14 protein-coding genes and 2 pseudogenes are annotated in these 17842 nt (G+C 68.3%); 8 read left to right on the top strand and 8 right to left on the bottom strand.

Annotation, left to right across the window (positions count from 1 at the left end; genetic code table 11):
• Positions 1-7 precede the first annotated feature (7 nt).
• From MB828_RS00340 to MB828_RS00330, 3 genes are all read left to right on the top strand, one after another.
• A complete protein-coding gene (locus tag MB828_RS00340) occupies positions 8-427 on the top strand; it encodes a DUF6233 domain-containing protein (protein ID WP_301646393.1) in 420 nt (139 codons plus the stop codon).
• 566 nt (positions 428-993) lie between these two features.
• Complete coding sequence (locus MB828_RS00335) at positions 994-2214, top strand: hypothetical protein (protein WP_301646392.1); 1221 nt, start codon at positions 994-996, stop codon at positions 2212-2214.
• Positions 2215-2581: 367 nt separating this feature from the next.
• Positions 2582-3385, top strand: a complete 804-nt coding sequence (locus MB828_RS00330) for a hypothetical protein (protein ID WP_301646391.1) — start codon at positions 2582-2584, stop codon at positions 3383-3385.
• A gap of 784 nt (positions 3386-4169) precedes the next feature.
• On the opposite strand, the gene MB828_RS00325 is transcribed toward MB828_RS00330, so the two are convergent.
• A complete protein-coding gene (locus tag MB828_RS00325; RefSeq protein WP_301646390.1) occupies positions 4170-5012 on the bottom strand; it encodes a helix-turn-helix transcriptional regulator in 843 nt (280 codons plus the stop codon).
• Between the two features lie 156 nt (positions 5013-5168).
• On the opposite strand from MB828_RS00325, the gene MB828_RS00320 reads away from it, so the two are divergent.
• Positions 5169-6566 carry an MFS transporter gene (locus MB828_RS00320; RefSeq protein ID WP_301646389.1) on the top strand — a complete coding sequence of 466 codons (1398 nt, stop codon included), beginning with the start codon at positions 5169-5171 and terminating at the stop codon, positions 6564-6566.
• A 126-nt stretch (positions 6567-6692) separates the two neighbouring features.
• Here MB828_RS00320 and MB828_RS00315 read toward each other — a convergent pair whose 3' ends face one another.
• The 3 genes and pseudogenes from MB828_RS00315 to MB828_RS46620 form a co-directional block, all read right to left on the bottom strand.
• The gene (locus tag MB828_RS00315) at positions 6693-7430 is read right to left on the bottom strand and encodes an SDR family NAD(P)-dependent oxidoreductase (protein WP_301646388.1); all 738 of its coding nucleotides are present in this window, start codon (positions 7428-7430) and stop codon (positions 6693-6695) included.
• An 822-nt stretch (positions 7431-8252) separates the two neighbouring features.
• The gene (locus tag MB828_RS00310) at positions 8253-8939 is read right to left on the bottom strand and encodes an NADPH-dependent F420 reductase (RefSeq protein ID WP_301646387.1); all 687 of its coding nucleotides are present in this window, start codon (positions 8937-8939) and stop codon (positions 8253-8255) included.
• A gap of 208 nt (positions 8940-9147) precedes the next feature.
• Positions 9148-9672: pseudogene (locus MB828_RS46620) on the bottom strand (hypothetical protein).
• Positions 9673-10192: 520 nt separating this feature from the next.
• On the opposite strand from MB828_RS46620, the gene MB828_RS00295 reads away from it, so the two are divergent.
• Positions 10193-11128 carry a quinone oxidoreductase family protein gene (locus MB828_RS00295; protein ID WP_301646385.1) on the top strand — a complete coding sequence of 312 codons (936 nt, stop codon included), beginning with the start codon at positions 10193-10195 and terminating at the stop codon, positions 11126-11128.
• 36 nt (positions 11129-11164) lie between these two features.
• Here the strand turns inward: MB828_RS00295 and MB828_RS00290 are convergent.
• Positions 11165-11440: pseudogene (locus MB828_RS00290) on the bottom strand (transposase); the annotation flags it as partial.
• Positions 11441-11911: 471 nt separating this feature from the next.
• Here MB828_RS00290 and MB828_RS00285 point away from each other — a divergent pair.
• The 3 genes from MB828_RS00285 to MB828_RS00275 all read left to right on the top strand — a co-directional run bounded on the left by MB828_RS00285 (position 11912) and on the right by MB828_RS00275 (position 15022).
• On the top strand, positions 11912-12790 hold the full coding sequence (locus tag MB828_RS00285; RefSeq protein ID WP_301646384.1) for a helix-turn-helix transcriptional regulator: 879 nt from the start codon (positions 11912-11914) through the stop codon (positions 12788-12790).
• 324 nt (positions 12791-13114) lie between these two features.
• Positions 13115-14113, top strand: a complete 999-nt coding sequence (locus MB828_RS00280; protein ID WP_301646383.1) for an aldo/keto reductase family protein — start codon at positions 13115-13117, stop codon at positions 14111-14113.
• Between the two features lie 60 nt (positions 14114-14173).
• Complete coding sequence (locus tag MB828_RS00275; protein WP_301646678.1) at positions 14174-15022, top strand: aldo/keto reductase; 849 nt, start codon at positions 14174-14176, stop codon at positions 15020-15022.
• A 150-nt stretch (positions 15023-15172) separates the two neighbouring features.
• Here MB828_RS00275 and MB828_RS00270 read toward each other — a convergent pair whose 3' ends face one another.
• The 3 genes from MB828_RS00270 to MB828_RS00260 all read right to left on the bottom strand — a co-directional run bounded on the left by MB828_RS00270 (position 15173) and on the right by MB828_RS00260 (position 17840).
• Complete coding sequence (locus MB828_RS00270) at positions 15173-16888, bottom strand: putative PEP-binding protein (RefSeq protein ID WP_301646382.1); 1716 nt, start codon at positions 16886-16888, stop codon at positions 15173-15175.
• Complete coding sequence (locus MB828_RS00265; RefSeq protein ID WP_301646381.1) at positions 16888-17157, bottom strand: HPr family phosphocarrier protein; 270 nt, start codon at positions 17155-17157, stop codon at positions 16888-16890. The genes MB828_RS00270 and MB828_RS00265 overlap by 1 nt, the downstream gene beginning before the upstream one ends.
• Before the next feature lie 86 nt (positions 17158-17243).
• Positions 17244-17840 (bottom strand): histidine phosphatase family protein, encoded by a 597-nt coding sequence (locus MB828_RS00260; protein WP_301646380.1) that lies wholly within the window; start codon positions 17838-17840, stop codon positions 17244-17246.
• Positions 17841-17842 lie beyond the last annotated feature (2 nt).

Here is a 17842-nt window from a genome sequence, read left to right as displayed (position 1 = left end):
CGAACGAATGAGCGAGCTACCGCCGGACCCCGCGCGCCTGCGCGTGATCCTCGCGCACCTCGACCAGCAGCTGGCCGACCACGAGACGATCGGCACCTACCTGCGACTCCAGCACGCTGCCGTCCAGGCCGCGCTCGATCAGGCCGAGCGGCCGCCGGCGCGGCGGCGCCCGGCCCGGCCCGTGAAGGGCGGGACCGGACTGCCGGGCATGGCCCAGGCGGAGCGGCCGGTCGGCTTCGTCGTCCAGCGGACGCGCAGCCCGCGCGGGCCCGAGCCTGCCCTAATCCACCTGGACGACTGCACGATGATCGAGGGCATGCGTCACGCGATCACTCCGCACGATGCCCGGGCCGCGCTCACTGACCCGAACATCGTGGGGTGCGCCTTCTGCCGGCCGGACACCGAGCTCGGCATCGACGTCGCCTGACAGGACCTGCGAAGCGCGGCCCGTGATCCGACGCTGGGGGCCGTGCGGCGGATCATGTAGGGGCGGGAGGCCGTGAACGGTGATCCCGCCGCTCGTCCGAGCACGTTGCTCAACTCGCCGGTGCGGCGTCAAAAAGGACGTCCGCTACTTCACGACGGTGATCGTGCTCCTCACGGACATCGCCCGCCGCGAGGTCGAGCGGCACCACGCGGAGCAGCAAGAAGCCCGCACTGTCGTACACCTGGGGGCCCCTCTGCACGCCCCCGGGAGTACGGCCCCCACACAGCCCGCCACACCCCTAGGGACCGTGATCACATGAGCGACCGCATCACCCTTGTGCCTGCTGGCGATCGGCACGGCGTGGCAGGCGCTGCAGGACGAGGGCACGCTCCCCAAGGGCAAGCTGATGCCCGGCATCGACCCGATCAACGCCAAGCAAGGCAAGTTGCTCCGCGCAGAGCCGATCGCTCAGCAGATGGTCGAGGACCGCGTCCGGCGCCGCGCGCCTGCATCATCCGGTCGGGCTAGGCTCCGGGGCCCGGACCAGCCGCGCGAGGTGATGACGGATGTGGGAGCAGGACATCGGTGTCTTCCCGGTGCGCTTCCGGGACCAGGGCGATGAGTTCGCCCATCACGTCAGCGCAGAGTTCGGCGACCCGAGGTTCATGACCGCCGAGGGATCCAACGGAAGCAGCCCGGTCGAGCTCGGGCCGCCGCTCTCGGGAGAGGTCAGCACCAGGTTGGTCATCCGCTCTCACGAGGGCGGCGTCGCCTGCACGGTGGCCGGTGACAACGGGACGGTGTCCGTGGAGGAGGTGGAGCCGTGGCGGCGTGCGGTACAAGCCGCCGTCGACGCACTCGGCCGACGTGACCGAGTGTTCGTGTGGGAAGCCATCATCAGCACCTACCCCGGCCCACTTGGCTTCGACCGCGTAGGCGCCCGCGCGGGCCTTCGTGCCCTTGGGCCGGTTGCTCTGGCTCCCGGCGAGGTGCTGATGCGTGAGTTCGTGCCGACCCGGGAACGACTCGATCAAGGTCCAGGGGTTCGGCACACCTTTCCACTGATCGCCTCGGGCGCGGTCAGCTGCTATGCCTGGGATCCCGTGGTGTCTGCCGCCCACTGGGACTTGCGTCGGGCGTGCGCGCTGCTCTCGCTGGTCACTGGCCGGCTGTGGATACCGCGGACCTACCCCGCGCACCGGACCGAGAACTCCGAACGGCTCCACGTCCCCGTTGTGGTCGGACCGCCCGGCAAAACCCTCCCCGGTGAACCCGATTGGGACGGACGGGTGCCGGCCAACGCTATGACCTTCGAACTGCCGGAGTGGGCAGTGCGGGCCTGGCAGATCCTCGACGCGGATCCGGAACTCGATACGGCTGTCGGAGCCCACTACGAGGCGCTGCGACTGGACGCTCACGGACATCCCTCCCTCGCTCATCTGGCTTTCGTGGCCGCCATCGAGGGGTACGGCATGCGCCTTGTCCCGGACGCGCCGTGCCGTTGCCACGCCGAATGCACCCACGGGAAGGGTGTCGCGGCGGCGAGGTTCCGGAAGGCGCTGAAAACCGTCATGACCCAGAAAGAGGTCAAGCAGCTCGCGGGCGTCGCCTACGACCTGCGCTCCTTCACCGGGCACCGGGGCACCCTGTTCGGATCGGAACGCACCTTCGGCTTCTGGCCCATGAGCTTGTTCAAGCCGGATGACGACTCGCTCTTCGACGTGCACGTGGTGGGCGAACTCAGGCGCGCCAGCCGCCAGATCCTGACGAAGGCGCTGGACGATTGATCGTGAAGTTGCCCCGAGTTGAGTGCGGTTCCTGCTGGCGGCAGGTCGCCGGACGCTCAGGACCGCCTACGGGGTGCCGCTGTCCAGCACGAGGTCGGTCATGGGCTGGGTGGTGGTGACGAGGTCAACCAGGGCGTCATCGTCCGCGCCCCGCTCCCGACGTCCCCGCAGCCGGGCCAGTACGGGCGCGGACCGGTCCCGACCGGGCCCGCGTCGGCGTACGGCAGGAGGATCGGCAAGTGAGCCGGAGAGGGAAAAGGCGCCGCCGTTCAAGGCCGTGAGGAGGGTCACACATCGGGATTGCCGGTCCTGGGGGTCTGCCAAGGCCGAGAGGTGAGAGTGAAGTTTCATCGCCCCGGAGGAACCGATGACGCAGTCTTCCGCCGTCCCGCAAACACCCGACGACATCAGCAGCCAAGCGGAGGGGCCAACAACACCCCATCTCAAGGCGATCGCTGCCAAGATGGGGTTTTTCTTCCGCAGTCCGCTCCCGGAGGATCAGTTCGATGTCGTGGATGGAAAGGTCGTGCACCTGAGTACAGAGGAAGCGCTTGCGCGTGACCAGGCTCAGGTAGCGCATGCACAGGCCGAAGTCGCATCCCTCGCCGACGACCCGCAAATGTGGCCGGGGCGACGCGGGCATGGCCCTCGATGGCATGAGGCCGTAGCAACAGCAGTGCAGGGACCTTGGGTCAACCTCCAGGACATCAGCAGCGAATATATGCCACACGCCCTCGACAGGCTGCGCTCCGATGCCCGCGCCATCCACCGCCAGCTGCTGCCCATCGGGCGCCGCAAGGTGTCCGGCGAACGTCTGCTCAGCCTCGACTACGTCATCGGGGACGGCATGACCATTCACGACGTTCTGCAGGGCGCTCCCGACCCGCACGAGATGCTGTTCGGCGTTCTGCCGGACCATCCCCAGATCAACGCTGTGCTCGGCCAGCTGGATCCGTTGGAGCGGGCGGTTGCCGTGGCATACGCGAACCCCAGGACCATGCCGACGTGGACGGAAGCCGCCTGGCAGGCCGCCACGACAGCCCCCGAGCAGTTCGCCGGCGTCGATGTGGCCGCGTTCGGCGAGCGGGTGCGGCGCAAGCTACGGCGGATGGGCACGCATCGCGTAGACCAGCGCATCGCCGGGCGTGGGCCGAGGGGTGAGGAGGCATGAACGTGCTCCTGGATGCGGTGCCCGAGGCTCTCGGTAGCCTCGCTGCCGCTCTCGCCCTCGCTGCGGGCCGGCGCACGGTTCGCTTCGTCCGCGATGCCTCTCGGCGGCGTAAGGCAGGGCGGCGGGCTACCGCTTGCCCGCCCAGCCCGTCACCGGCGTCGGCGTACGGCAGGAGGATCGGCCAGTAGACAAAGCGGAGCCCCGGGCGGCTTGAGACAGAGGCGGCCCGGGGCGTTCGGCGGCCCGAGGGCGTATCCCCGCGTGGGCACGTTGGTGCGCCGTACCGGCGGTCGAAGTCGGTACCAAGCCAGCGCGCGGCACCGGCTGCTGAACACGTGCCGATCAGGCGTCGAAAGCGGTCACGTCCTCCACGCTCAGGTCGTCGCGGACAGCTGGTAACAGGCACGTATTCGGATCGCGCGGTATTCGTTCATGGCAGGTGAACCACCGACGGTAGATCGACGCGCGGGCCCGCGACCCATGATCGACCCGATGGGCCCTATGAGGGGCTGGCCGCACTTCCAGGCTCGCGCGCGGGTTCGCAGATTCTCGGATGGCCAATGGCAGGAGCCTGTGCGCCGAAGTGGCATGGGGGCGTTTGGCGTACGGGTTCGGCGGCTGCGGTGAGCTGGGCTGCTCTGGCTCAGCCGTCCAGGCGGCGCTTGCTGAGCCAGGCGACTCTCTCGGGGCCGTGGTGGACAAAGAACAGGGGCCGTGCCAGTTCGAGTACGACGATGGGGGCCACCTGGTTGTCGCTGAGCGGGAATCCGAAGTCCGCGCAGGTCTAGGAGCGTGGACGGGAAAGCCGCTGGAACGCGGTGGCGTGGGGCCCGGTGACGGCGAGGGTGTAGGTGACGATGGTGAGGCCGGGGTCCGCGGGGATTTCGAGGGCGTCGTAGTCGAGGTCGAGGTCGCCGACGTCGGGGTGGTGGAAGCGCTGCCTACCGCTGCGGTAGTACTCGACGTCGTGGTCGTCCCACCGCTGGGCGAATTCTTCGCTGTGGGTGGTGAGTTCGTCGATGAGGTCGGTGTCGGCGGGGGTGCGGGCTGCTTCGGTGCGCAGACTGCCGACGGCGTCATGGGCGATGCGCTCCCAGTCGCGGTAGAACCGTCGGGCCCGGGGATCGCGGAAGACGAAGCGGGCCAGGTTGGGCGGCTGCTCGGCGCTGTCGAGGGCCTCGGTGTACAGGGCGCGGGCGAGAGCGTTGGTGGCGAGGATGTCGAGGTGGGCGTTGCGGACGAAGGCGGCGGCCCCGGTCATGGCGTCGAGGATCTGTTGGAGGCTGGGCCGTACGTGGTTGGTGCCGCCGTCGCGGTCGGGGATGCGGTGGGGGTTGTTGGCGGCGCGGACGAGTGCGGCGAGGTGGGCGCGTTCGACGTCGTCCAGGCGCAGGGCGCGGGCGAGGGCGTTGAGGATGTCCTCGGAGACGCCGCCGACGTTGCCGCGTTCGATGCGGGTGTAGTACTCGACGCTGATGGCGGCGAGCTGGGCGACCTCTGACCGTCGCAGCCCAGCCACCTGCCGCCGCCCGCCAAAGTCAGGCAGGCCGGCCTCCTTGGGGGTGATGCGGGCCCGGCGGCTGGTGAGGAAGGTGCGGATGTCCTCGCGGACGGTGTCGGCTGGCACGGCTCCAGCGTAGGCCGGTGCCGTTTGCGGGGGTCCCTGGCAGTACCCCTCCCAGCAAGGACTCCCAGGTCAGAAGCGGTGCGTGGTTCTGTGGATGCGTGACCGGCCCATCTGGTCCGGCGCCTCTCCTCTCCGTCGGAAGGACCACGTAGCGTCATGCCTCTCACCGATTCGCTGCACCGGTCGTCGAAGTCGGGCGTGCCCGAGACGCACCGGCACGCCACCGCGACGCTGGCCGCTGCGGTCCTCGGCTTTTTCGTGATCACGTTGGACGCGACGATCGTGAATGTCGCCCTGCCCTCGATCCGGGACGCGCTGGGAGGTGGAATCACCGGCCTGGAGTGGGTGGTCGACGCCTACACGCTGATGTTCGCAGCGCTGCTGCTGTCCGCCGGGTCCCTCTCGGACCGAATCGGGGCGCGCCGCGCGTTCGCTGGCGGTCTGAGCCTGTTCATCCTCGCCTCGGTGGTGTGCGGGCTGGCCCCGACGCTGCCCGTGCTCATCGCTGCGCGTGTCGTGCAGGGTGTCGGCGCGGCGGTCACCATGCCGACGTCGATGGCCTTGGTGCGTCAGGCATTCCCCGACCCGGCGCGTCGGGCGCGCGCGGTGGGGGTGTGGGCGATGGGCGGCGCGGTGGCCGCCGCCGCGGGCCCGGTGCTCGGCGGCGTGCTGAGCCTGGTGTCCTGGCGGATGATCTTCTGGATCAATCTGCCGGTCGGCATCCTCACCCTGCTCCTGCTGTCCCGCACCCAGCCGTCGCCGACCCGCCCCGCCCCGTTCGACTGGATCGGGCAGATCACCGCGATTCTCGCGATGGGCGGCCTGACCTTCGGGGCGATCGAGGCCGGGGACGCCGGATTCACCGTCCCTCAGGTAGTGGCTTCGCTGGGTATCGCCGTCGCCGCGTTCGTCGCCTTCGTGACGGCGCAGGCCAAGGTGGCCCACCCGATGGTGCCGCTGAGTCTGTTCCGCTCACCGACCGTGGTCGTCGCCACCGGAATCGGGTTCGCGTTCATGGTCGGCTTCTACGGGCTGCCGTTCCTGTTCTCCCTGTACTTCCAGCAGCAGCACGGCCTGTCTGCCCTCCGTGCCGGCATCGCGTTCCTGCCCATGATGCTGCTCAGCGCGTTGCTGACGCCGTTCTCCGCGCGGATCGCCGAGCGCACCGGCCCTCGCGTCCCGGTGATTGCCGGACTGGTCCTGATCGCGGCAGGGTCGATCGCCCTCGCGCTGGTACCGGCCTCGGTGCCGGTGTGGGCGAGCGCGCTGCTGCTGATCCCCGTGGGTATGGCCGGCCCGCTGGTGATGCCCCCGACCACCGCCTTGCTGCTGGAGCACGTACCCGCTGAGCAGACCGGCACCGCCAGCGGCGTCTTCAACACCAGCCGCCAGATCGGCGGCGCCCTGGCCGTCGCCGTCTTCGGCGCCCTGATCTCCGGCACGGCCGGCTTCCAGCACGGGCTGCGCGTCAGCCTCGCCCTGGCCGCCGTCATCGCACTCCTGGCGGCCCTGGCCACCGGACGCCTCGGCGCAGCCCGACGCCAGCACGCCTGATCAAAAGTCGGGCCGGTGACATGTCAGGAGGCCTCCGGTCTCATGTGCATGCTTGCAGCCGCACCCACACCGCTTCCGGAGGCCTCCTCATGCCGCGGCAGGCTCACGGCATACCACGAAACTGCATCAGAGCCTGAAACCGCCGTCGACGGCGTAGTCCGCACCTGTAACGTAGCTTGCTTGATCAGAAATCAGGAAGCGGATAACCGAAGTGACTTCCTCAGCGGTACCGAACCGGCCGAGTGGAACGTTGGCAGTCACGGCATCGATATGAGCCTGACGTTCTTCAGCGGACTGGTCAGTCTTCTCGTAGATCGGACTCTCGATCGGGCCAACCGACAGGTAGTTGACACGAACACCGTGGCGGGCCAGATCCTTGGCCCAGACCTTCGACAGCTGGTTTACCGCTGCCTTAGCGGACGAGTAGGCGGCCATGGTGACCAGCGGGTTGTCCACCAGGGATGAGGAGAGGTTAATGACCGAGCCGCGCGACTCCTTCAGCAGGGGCAGTGCCTGGCGGGTGACATCGACCAAGCCGCGCACATTCACCGCATAGACCCGGTCGAACTCGGCCATGTCTAGGTCTTCGAACGGTTGGACCGGAGCCATGCCGGCATTATTGATCACCACGTCGAGACGTCCGTGGTGCTGCGTGATGTGAGTAATCGCTGCCTCGATATCGGCGCTGTTCGTGATGTCGGCAACGACGTATTCGAGAGAGTCGAAACCTTCTGCCGTCGAGACGAGGGCATCCTTGTTACGGCCCACGATGGTGACGTGGTGGCCGTCGCGGGCCAGTCCCTGCGCTGTGACCTGACCGATTCCCGAGCCGCCGCCGGTGAGCAGGATGACTTTGTGATCCATGACTGTGCCCTTCATTTGGTATGTGCGAGCGGTTATCGCCGCTGGAAGTTGCTTCACTGAAAGCGATTGAGGGTGACAAGGGCTTTCCGGGGCCCCAGGGACAGGAAATCGGTATCGACTCAGGGATGGGAGATCCTGCCGTAAGGGGTACTGTCAGGGACCCCATCCTTGAAGGGGTGTCCCTGCGCTGACGGGATGGGCAATCGGGATGAGGTCAGCACGTTGGCTCCCGCTGCAGGCTCGTCCGACCCGCTGTGCGCAAGGATCTGGACGACGCGCAGCGTCACCACGTCCTCATCACCCCCGCGGCGGGGGCGTATCGCACACGCTCAGCGCCGCCGCTACGAGGAGACACGCGGCTGCGCGCCATAGACGAACTAGGCCACGGCTGAACGTCGCCGAGAGCCCGACGGTCGACGACTGAACCCAAGCCGTGCAGGGGCGCAGCCTCAAGGAGTTACTGGGCCAACGGGACAGCCGAAGTCAGGTCCTGGCCCGTACAGAGGTTGCTACCACCTCGATAGACGGGGTGAATGGCCTTGCCGTAGTCCGCGCCCACACCGGCCCCCACGGCGTCGCCGTCGGCGCGTTCGCGAGTTGTGCGGTCGCCCCGACCGGGCCAAAAGAAGTTCGGCGCGAAAGGATGACGAGGGAGAGAGCGTCGATCCCTTCGCACGTCTCTGCTGGCGAACGAGCGTGTCCCGAGCGTGGTGGCGTTAACAGGCACGATCTGACCCGCGCCGACCGCCCGCAGGTAGCCGACGGCAGGACGGCGCAGCGACATCAGCGCCCCGGCGAAGACAGACGGCCGGGCCATCGTCTCTAGGCGCGGACGACCGCGATGTTGAAGTCGAACGTGCCAAGCGCAGCCGACAGTGCGAAGGTCATGGCCCCGTACATTTCGACTCCCCGTGCGGCACGGATGCCACCGAGATCCAGGATCGCCTCCTCGGGCCAGCCGAACTCGCGAAGCAGGATCGTGACGGTCTCCTTGGCGGCGGCGTCCTCACCCGCGACGAATACGTTGTGGCTGCCGGGAATCCTGGCCGGGTCAACCATGATGTCAGCGAGCATGGTGTTGAGCGACTTGACGACGCGGGTGCTGGGGTAGGTGCGCTGGATCCGCTCGGCCAGGCTGTCGGTGTTCGCCACCGTCAGGGTCGGCGGCATGCCCTGCGACAAGTCGAGCGGCATGGCGACGTCGAGGAGCACCTTGCCAGACAGGTTGGCGGCGCCCGTCGCTTCAAGCGCGGTCAAGGAAAGGGCGCCCTGGGTGGCGTTGACGATGATCTCTCCGTAGGCTCCCGCGTTGGCGAACGCCGCGAGTTGCACCGCCGGATGGGTCGGCTGCCACTGGGCGAAGGGCGCATTATCAAGCCAGTCGGGCTCAGTGCGCGCCAGCGTCTGTTCAACGTCGCGCGTGCCGATCACCACGTTGTGGCCCAGCGTGCTCAGCTTGCCCGCGATGGCCCGGCCGACCATGCCCGTGCCTAGAACAGCGATCTTCATGAGTACCTCCCTTGTGATCCGTGAGGTCGGCCCGGCGAGTGCTGCGTGATCTTCGCAGCGCCGACCGGTCCCGTAGAGCGGGACAGGGACCATGCAACGGGAAGCGTTTATGACGTGGGAGTCTTTGCTGTGAGGAGTACTGGCAGGGACCCTCATCCGCCCGGGAGGCCACCAGCCCGGGCTCCCCGCGGGACTACCGCGCAGGCGGTCACGCCCAGGGTCCGGTGCCTGCTTCCTGCTCCTGACCCGTGGTCGCGGACCAGCTGGCGAACAGCTTCAGGGCGTCCACGGCGGCGCTTTGGGGCGATGCACTGTAGACGACCACGCTCAGCCCGTTCCCGTCTGCAGCAGCATGCTTTCGTGGTCGAGGTGTCAGTTCGCCGACGGTGGGGTGGCGGAGGCGTTTGGTGCCGTCGTAGACGTGGGCGTTGTGGGATCCCTACATCGTGCGGAAGGCGTCGCTGCGGGTGGACAGCTCACGGATAAGGTTCGACAGTTCCTTGTCGTAGGGGTTTTTGCCGGCCGCTATACGCAACACGGCCACCGCCTCACGGGTGACGCGTTCCCAGTCGGTGTATATGTGCCGGGCTTCGCGGCTGAGGAAAGCGAATCGGGCGGTAATCGCTCCGCAGGCCGGGCCGACGTACATCGGCGCGAACAGGGCCCGGTCCAGCAGGTTGGCGGCCAGCGTGTCCAATCGCTCGTTCTTCACAAACGCCGGGAGCTGCGGCATGCCCTCGATGATCCGCGCCACGCCCGGCCGCACCATCGGCCTGCGTTTTCCGCTGCCTCGCACGGGCCTGGGGCGCGGACCAGGCGACGAGGGCGAGGTCGTACAGGTGCATGTGCTCGGTGTCGTCCAGCCGCAGGGCGTGACTGAGGGCGTCCAGCACGCTGTCAGAGAAGCCGCGGAAGTTGCCCCGCTCTAGGCGCGGGTGTAGTAGTCGCTCGACGCTCACCCCGGTGAGCCTCGCGACCTTGCCCCGGCGCAGCCCCGAAACTCGCGGGTGACCATGCACCGGCAGACCTGCCTGCTCCGGGGGGATCTTGTCCCTCCGGGAGCGGAGGAATGCACTGACTTCGTCTCGGTTGTCCATACGGTCAGGTAGGCAGAGCTTGCCGCAGGTGGGGGTCCCTGCCAGTACCCCTAACAGCGAGGACTCCCACCGCGCAGCCGGAATCGGTTGTGTGGGAGTTGTCCCGGCTGAAGCGTATGGGACCTATGCCAGAGATCTACAGGAGTGATCCCTTTCATGAAAGTTGTAGGACTGACCGAGTTCGGCGGACCCGAAGTGCTGCGTGTCCTGGACCTGCCGGCTCCCGAGGCCGGGCCCGGAGAGATCCGCATCCGGGTCCACGCGGCCGCGGTCAACCCGGTCGACGCCCTGGTCCGCCGAGGCATCGCCCATGTCTCCGACATCGAGCCCCCTTACGTCCCCGGGATGGACGCGGCCGGCGTGGTCGAGCAGATCGGCGAAGGAACCGACACTGATCTCAGCGTCGGCGACCACGTCATGGCTGTCGTAGTCGTCTCCGGGACACACGGCGCCTACGCGGAGCACATCGTCGTCCCCGCTGAGTCGGTGGTCCGGGTCCCCGCTGGCATGAGTGACATCGAGGCCGCCACACTGCCGATGAACAGCCTGACGGCCCGTATGGCGCTGGACCTGCTGGACCTGCCCGCGGGCGCCACCTTGGCAGTCACCGGCGCGGCCGGCGCGGTCGGCGGCTACGCGGTCCAGGTAGCCAAAGCCGACGGGTACCGAGTCATCGCCGACGCGGCGCCAAAGGACGAACAACTGGTCAAGGACTTGGGGGCCGACGTCGTCCTGCCCCGTGGAGCCGAGTTTCAGGAACTGGTGCGCAAGGAGGCGCCCGACGGTGTCGACGGCCTCATCGACACGGCGGGTATTGCCGAGCAGGCGATCCGCGCGGTGCGCAACGGTGGCCGGGCAGTGTCCTCGGTCCGCAGCGCCGCAGGGGCTGGTGAACGCGGCATCGTCATCCACCACACCTTCGTACCGCGCTATGCACGCGAGCACGCCAAACTCGTCCGACTTCTGCAGCTGGCGGAGGAAGGTCGGCTCATGCCGCGAGTCGGGCGAACCCTGCCGGCCGAGCAAGCCACCGAGGCGCACCGACTGCTGGAAGCCGGGGGCCTGCGCGGGCGAGTGGTCCTCACCTTCTGAGAGGGCGTTCGAAGTGGGTAGATTGCCGTTTGCGTCCTAGTGTGTTCCTCGCCAGGTGGGTGTCGTCTCGTTCGTTATGCGCCTGGCGAGGTTGTCGATCGAGGCGATGTGGATCGTGGCCTCGGAGCTGGCAGTGAAGGTCTCGTAGTCGGGGGCGAGACGGCGGTGCATCATGATCCAACCGATGCTCCGCTCTAGCACCCAGCGCCTTTTCGCGATCTGAAAGGCGCGGATCTCCGGATTCCGGTTGACGACTTCGACATCGATACCGAGGGTGGCGCCGTGCTCGACGACGGCGCACTTGAAGCCGGACCTTGGCCGGCTCTCCGGTTGGCCTGCGGTCGAGTCGGGCCTTTCTCCGGGCCGTCAACGTCGGCTCGATCAGGGCCCATCTGGCGTCGGACAGGTCGCTGGGGTACGGCTTGCGCTCGCTCACGACATAGCGTGATCACGGGCGAGGCGGAGGGTTCAGTTCCGCTGTTCATTGGGCGATTCCGCGGCAACTTCAAAAACCAGGCGGACTTGCCGGTATAGAAGCGAACGAGATGGATGGCCGAGCATCCGCCCCGGGGAGCGCCATTGGTCGTCTATGGGATGAAGGCCCTCAATGCAGGGCAGTGGCGGGAGTCGTACATACGTCTTGACCTGCATGAACGCCCTCTCGGGCGGGTCCGGGCGCTCTCGCGTCGCGTGGGCGCTCGCTCGAAGCCCGGTGGGGGCCCTGGGGTGGGAAGTACTGACAGGGACCCCCACCGTCCGTCTCGTCTCTCTACGCTGGAAATCATGGACAACTGGGCTGAAGTCAGCGCATTTTTGAAGTCGCGCCGGAACAAGATCATGCCCGAGCAGGCAGGTCTGCCGGTGTACGGGCAGCGACGGGTGCCCGGGCTGCGCCGCGGCGAGGTCGCGATGCTCGCCGGGGTGAGCGTGGAGTACTACACGCGTCTGGAACGCGGGAACCTCGCCGGAGTCTCGGACAGTGTCCTGGACGCGCTCGCCCAGACCCTGCGGCTCGACGACACAGAACGGGAACACCTGTCCGATCTGGCCCGCGCGGCCAACACAGGGCAAGCCCGAGTCCAGCGCCGCCCCAAGAAGGCCACCGTACGGCCCAGCGTGCTGCGCCTCATCGAGGGCCTGCATGACCAGCCGGCCTACGTGCGCAACAACCGCATGGACATCCTGGCGGCGAACCCGCTCGCACGCGCCCTGCACTGCCAGGCATTCGAGCACGAGCCGGCCAATCCCTGCCAATTCGTCTTCCTGGACCCACGGGCGCACGTGTTCTACCGCGACTGGGAGCGCGTGGCCCGCGACGGAGTCGGGGTACTGCGGGTCGCAGCCGCCAAGAACCCCTACGATCGCGAGCTGCACGACCTGATCGGCGAGCTGTCCACGCGCAGCGACGCCTTCCGCACCCTGTGGGGGGCACACGACGTACACGTCTACACCGAGGGAACCAAGCGGTTCCGACACCCGGTGGTGGGCGACCTGGAGCTGGTCCACGAGAGTCTTGACCTGCCGGGCGACACGGGTCTGTCCGTCACCGTCTACAGCGCGGATCCCGGTACCCCGACCGCGGACGCGCTCAAGCTCCTGGCCAGCTGGGCAGCCACCCAGAACCAGGCCGAGGCTGCCGCGCAGTCCGACACCCAGCACTGACGCCAGGTAGGACCGTTCTGCGGACTCACCGCCGCAGCGACCACCTGGTGTTCCTTGAACCACCTGAATGCCGGAGGCCAGCCGCCTGGGTCACCTTCGCGGGCCCTCTCACCGCCTCTGGAGGGGGTCCCTGCCGTTACCCCTCACAGGCGTGTCTGTCTGCGGGGCGTAGTCGCTGGTTTCGTGGACTGCAGTCGACGAGATCGTGCTCCCCAGCCCGGTCATCAATCCGGCGGAAGCACCGACATTCGCCCCCGCCCTGGGACCGGCGGCAACTGCCGCTGACCGGGTACCGGGAATCCACCTTCGACGAAAGGAGCGATCATGCGTTACCGCACACTCGGCAGCTCGGACCTGGAGGTCTCGGAGATCTCGCTGGGCTCCTGGCTGACTTACTCCGGCGGCATCGAGGCAGAAAAGACCCGCGCCTGCACCGAAGCGGCCTTCGACGTGGGCATCAACTTCTTCGACACTGCCAACGTCTACGGCCAGGGAGCCGCCGAGGCGGCCTGGGGCGAAATCCTCTCGGCCTACCCCCGCGACTCCTACATCCTGGCCACCAAGGTGTGGGGACGGATGTCGGACGACCCGGCCGACCAGGGCTTGTCCCCGGCGCAGATCGCCAAGCAGATCGACGCCTCCCTCACCCGCCTGAAGACCGACCACGTCGACCTGTACCAGGCACACCGCTTCGACCCCACCGTGCCGATCGAGGACACCATCGAGGCGTTCCAGAAGGTCGTCGAGCAGGGCAAGGCCCGCTACCTCGGCTTCAGCGAGTGGACCCCCGAGCAGATCCAGGCAGCGATCGACATCGCCGGCCCCGACCTGTTCGTCTCCTCCCAGCCGCAGTACTCCATGCTCTGGCAGGCCCCCGAGGCCGAGGTCTTCGGCTTGTGCGCCGCCAACGGCATCTCCCAGATTGTCTGGTCCCCGCTCGCCCAGGGCGTCCTCACCGGCAAGTACCAGCCCGGACAGCCCGTCCCCGAGGGGAGCCGGTTCGCCTCCGCGGACATGGCGGTCTCGAAGGACCTCGTCTACAGCGACGCGACTCTCGAAGCGGTCCAGCGCCTTGTGCCGATCGCCGAGGAAGCGGGGATGAGCATGTCCACCCTGGCCCTGGCCTGGGTTCTGCGCCGCACGGAGGTCGCCTCCGCCATCACCGGCGCCTCCCGCCCCGAGCAGGTCCACGCCAACGCCGCCGTCTCCGGCGTCCAGCTCTCCGATGACCTGCTGGCGGCCGTCGACGAGGCCCTCGGCGACGTCCCCGTCACCGGACCCACGCTCGCCCCCTTCGCCCAGCCCGGCATCAAGCGCCGCTGACCGTATCCGCGCTCACCACCAACCGACCAGAAAGAGAAAGCCCAGCCCATGACCGCACAGATCCCCCAGGTCACCCTCAACAACGGTGTCCAGATGCCGCTCCTCGGCTTCGGCGTCTACAAGGTCGCGCCCGAGCAGGCCGAGCAGGCGGTCACCGACGCACTGGCCGCCGGCTACCGCCTGATCGACACTGCCGCCGGCTACGAGAACGAGGAAGGCGTCGGCCGCGCCATCGCCAAGAGCGGCATCCCCCGCGACGAGCTGTTCATCACCACGAAGCTGTGGGTCCAGGACCACGGCCAGGAGACCGCCAAGCCCGCCTTTGAACGCTCGCTCGACCGCCTCGGTCTGGACTACCTCGACCTGTACCTCATCCACCAGCCCTTCGGTGACTACTACGGCGCCTGGCGGGCCATGGAGGAGCTCAACCGGGAGGGACGCACGCGGGCTATCGGGGTCAGCAATTTCTACCCTGATCGGCTCATCGATCTCATCACCCACAACAAGATCGTTCCTGCGGTGAACCAGATCGAGACGCACGCGTTCTTCCAGCGCACCGATGAGCAGAAGCTGATGGTCGAGTACGGCATCCAGCACGAGTCCTGGGGCCCGCTCGCCCAAGGCGGCGAAGGCTTCTTCGACAATCCCGTGCTCGTCGACATCGCCCGCGCCCACGACAAGTCCGTCGCTCAGATCGCCCTCCGCTGGCTCATCCAGCGCGACATCGTCGTGATCCCGAAGTCGGTGCGGCCCGAACGCATGGCAGAGAACATCGACGTGTTCGACTTCCAGCTCACCGACGAGGAGATGGCGCGCATCGCCACCCTCGACACGGGCCGCAGCCCCATCTTCGACCACCACGACCCGAAGAGCGTCGAGTGGCTCAGTGCGGCCCGTTTCAACACCTGATGCCGCACCGTGTGTCACTCCCGTAATCGCACATCCGCAGTCAGTCCCCGGCCGCCAGTTGGTCGGCCGGGGGCGTCTACAGGCCCCCGCTCCGGGGCAATGCCCGCCTCGGCTGAGCGGCACCAACTCACGGGACTTCGCTCACGGATTTCAGAGACCGAGCCGGGCCACCATCTGCGCGTCGGCGAGAGCACGGGCGGCCTTGCGGGCTTCCTCCGCGCTTTGCGCACCCAGCACCGCCTCGGCGATCGCCTTGCACTGCGCGAGGCTGTGATGGCGCAGTGCGTGGCGTACCGCGGGCAGCGCCGGAGCGGACATCGAGAGGCTGGTGACGCCCATGCCGGTCAGGGCTAGGGCCATCAGCGGATCCGATGCCGACTCGCCGCACACGCCGACAGGTTTGGCCGCGGCCGTGCCGGCGCGGGCGGTTGCGGCGACGAGGCCCAGCACGGCAGGCTGCCACGGGTCGAGAAGGTCCGCCAGTTCGCCGCGGAGGCGGTCGGTGGCCATCGTGTACTGGGCGAGGTCGTTGGTGCCGACGGAGGCGAAGTCGACCTCGTCGAGGATCGCCGCCGCCTGGAGCGCGGCGGCCGGGACCTCGATCATCACGCCGACGGTCTGGATGCCGTGGGCGCGGGCGAGCCGGGCGAAGGTGCGGGCTTCGGCGGGGGTGGAGATCATGGGCGCCATGACCCAGAGGTTGGCCCGGTCCTCCGGTGCCAGCGCGAGTGCGGTCTCGCCCAGGGCTGCGAGCTGTTCCTCCAGCAGCTGGGGCTGCGTCCGGACGAGCCGATAACCGCGCACTCCCAGTGCCGGGTTGTCCTCGTCCTCGTGCACGGCGAATGCCAGCGGTTTGTCGGCTCCGGCGTCGAGGGTACGTACGACCGTCTTGGCGCCCTTCATCGCCGCGAGGGCGCGGGCGTACTGCGGGCCCTGCTGCTCGCGCGAGGGCGCTGTCACCGCATCGAGGAAGAGCACCTCCGTACGGAACAGCCCCACGCCTTCGACCACACCGGCGTCCAGCTGCTCCATCTCCTGCGGGGTGCCGACATTGGCGAGCAGCGGCACCGGGCGGCCGTCCGCAGTCGCACCAGGTGCGATGTCCTCGGCGAGCACGCGTTCGGTCTCGGCTCGGCGGCGAATCGCCGCGGTGAGAGCCGGGTCCGGGTTCGCGGTGACGGTTCCGTTCGCGGCATCGACGGCGACGAGGGTCCCTTCGGGGATCCTCGTCGCCCCCACGGCCCGGACAACGCACGGGATTCCGAGCTGCCGCGCGATGATCGCCGTGTGCCCGGTGGGTCCGCCCGCCTCGGTGATAAGGGCGGCCACCTTCTCCAGGTCGAGTGCAGCGGTGTCGGCGGGCGAGAGGTCGGCGGCACAGACCACGAACATCTGCCGAAGCTCGGGCAGTCCGGGTGCGGGAAGTTGGAGGATCCGGGCGACCACGTGATCGCGCACGCTCCTCAAGTCGGTCGACCGCTCCGCGAACAGGCCGCCGGCGGCGGTGAGCATCGAGATCACCTCCGTCACGGCCCCGTCCACGGCGGCGGCCGCACCCTGGCCGTTCTCGATGCGGGCGCGCACCAGGCCGACGAGTTCGGGGTCGGCCGCCATGCCGGCTGTCGCGAGGAGTACCTCGCCGAGCGCTCCCGGCGCGGCGGCGGCCTGCTCAGCGAGTTCGCCGGCCCGCTCGGCCAGCGCCTTCTCCGCGGTGGCGATCGCCGCGGCGATGTCCGCCGGTTCGGTCAGCCGGTGGGTCTCCTGCGGGACGACGGGCGCGGGCCGGACCAGGGCGAGCGGGGCGATCACGGCGGAGCGGCCGACTCCGACTCCGCACACCACACCAGGTGTTGTCGCGGTGCTCATCACTGCTCGTCGAGTTCCGTGGCCAACAGGGCGGCGAGCTGGTCGAGCGAGGGCCCGGCCGTCTCGTCCTCGGAGGCGAGGACGACGGCTTCGCCTTCCTTGAGACCGAGGCTCATGAGCATGAGCGTGCTCTTCGCGGACACCGGGTTGCCATTCGCTTTCCGGATGGTGATCGAGTGGTTGGTTGCCGCGGCCGCCCGGGCGAAGGCAGCCGCCGGCCGGGCATGCAGGCCCTGGGAACACAGGACGGTGGCGTGTCGCTCCGGCATTCCTGACTCCTTTGTCTCTCGTTTCACACGCGCCACCTGCTTTGGTGACGCCGTCGGGTAAATCCATGGGGATCGGAAAGCAGCTTTCAGATCGCTGCGTACCGGGCCGGAATCGGGGGAACCAATCCCGCCTCAACGACCACGGCGCGAGTTTCGGCGATCTCGACCGTTGTCACGCTGCAATTGCTCAGAGCGGTGCCGCCGGAATATCCGATGAGTGTCAGATAGACGTGCAGCGTGACACCGTGGCTGGCGACGAGGACGTCACCGTCCGGGTGGGCTTGCTCGATCCGGGCGAACGCTTCGGCCACGCGGGTGAGGTAGGCGTCGGCCGGTTCTCCACCGGGCAAGCCGGGATGCTTCCCGGAAATCACATCAGCAAAGAATGAGCGAGGGTTGACCTGCCCGTACAGCTCCGTCTCGGGGCGGCCCTCCCACTGGCCGAACGAGTACTCCCGCAAGCGGTCGTCCGCGTGCAGGCGCAGGCCGCCGTGGTGGAGCAGGATCTCCCGCGCGGTGGCCATAGTCCGCCCTGAGGGACTCGCCCACGCGCCGGTCAGCTCGACGTCGGCCAAGTGGGCAGCTGTAGCGCGCAGTTGTTTCAGGCCGTCGTCGGTCAGGGGGGAGTCGCACCAGCCCTGCAGGCGACCGGCGGCGTTGTACTCGGTGCGGGCGTGGCGCACGA

The sequence above is a fragment of the Streptomyces arenae genome, from assembly GCF_022343545.1.
Taxonomy (GTDB): Bacteria; Actinomycetota; Actinomycetes; order Streptomycetales; family Streptomycetaceae; genus Streptomyces; species Streptomyces humi.
This window is presented reverse-complemented; position numbering and strand designations above follow the sequence as displayed.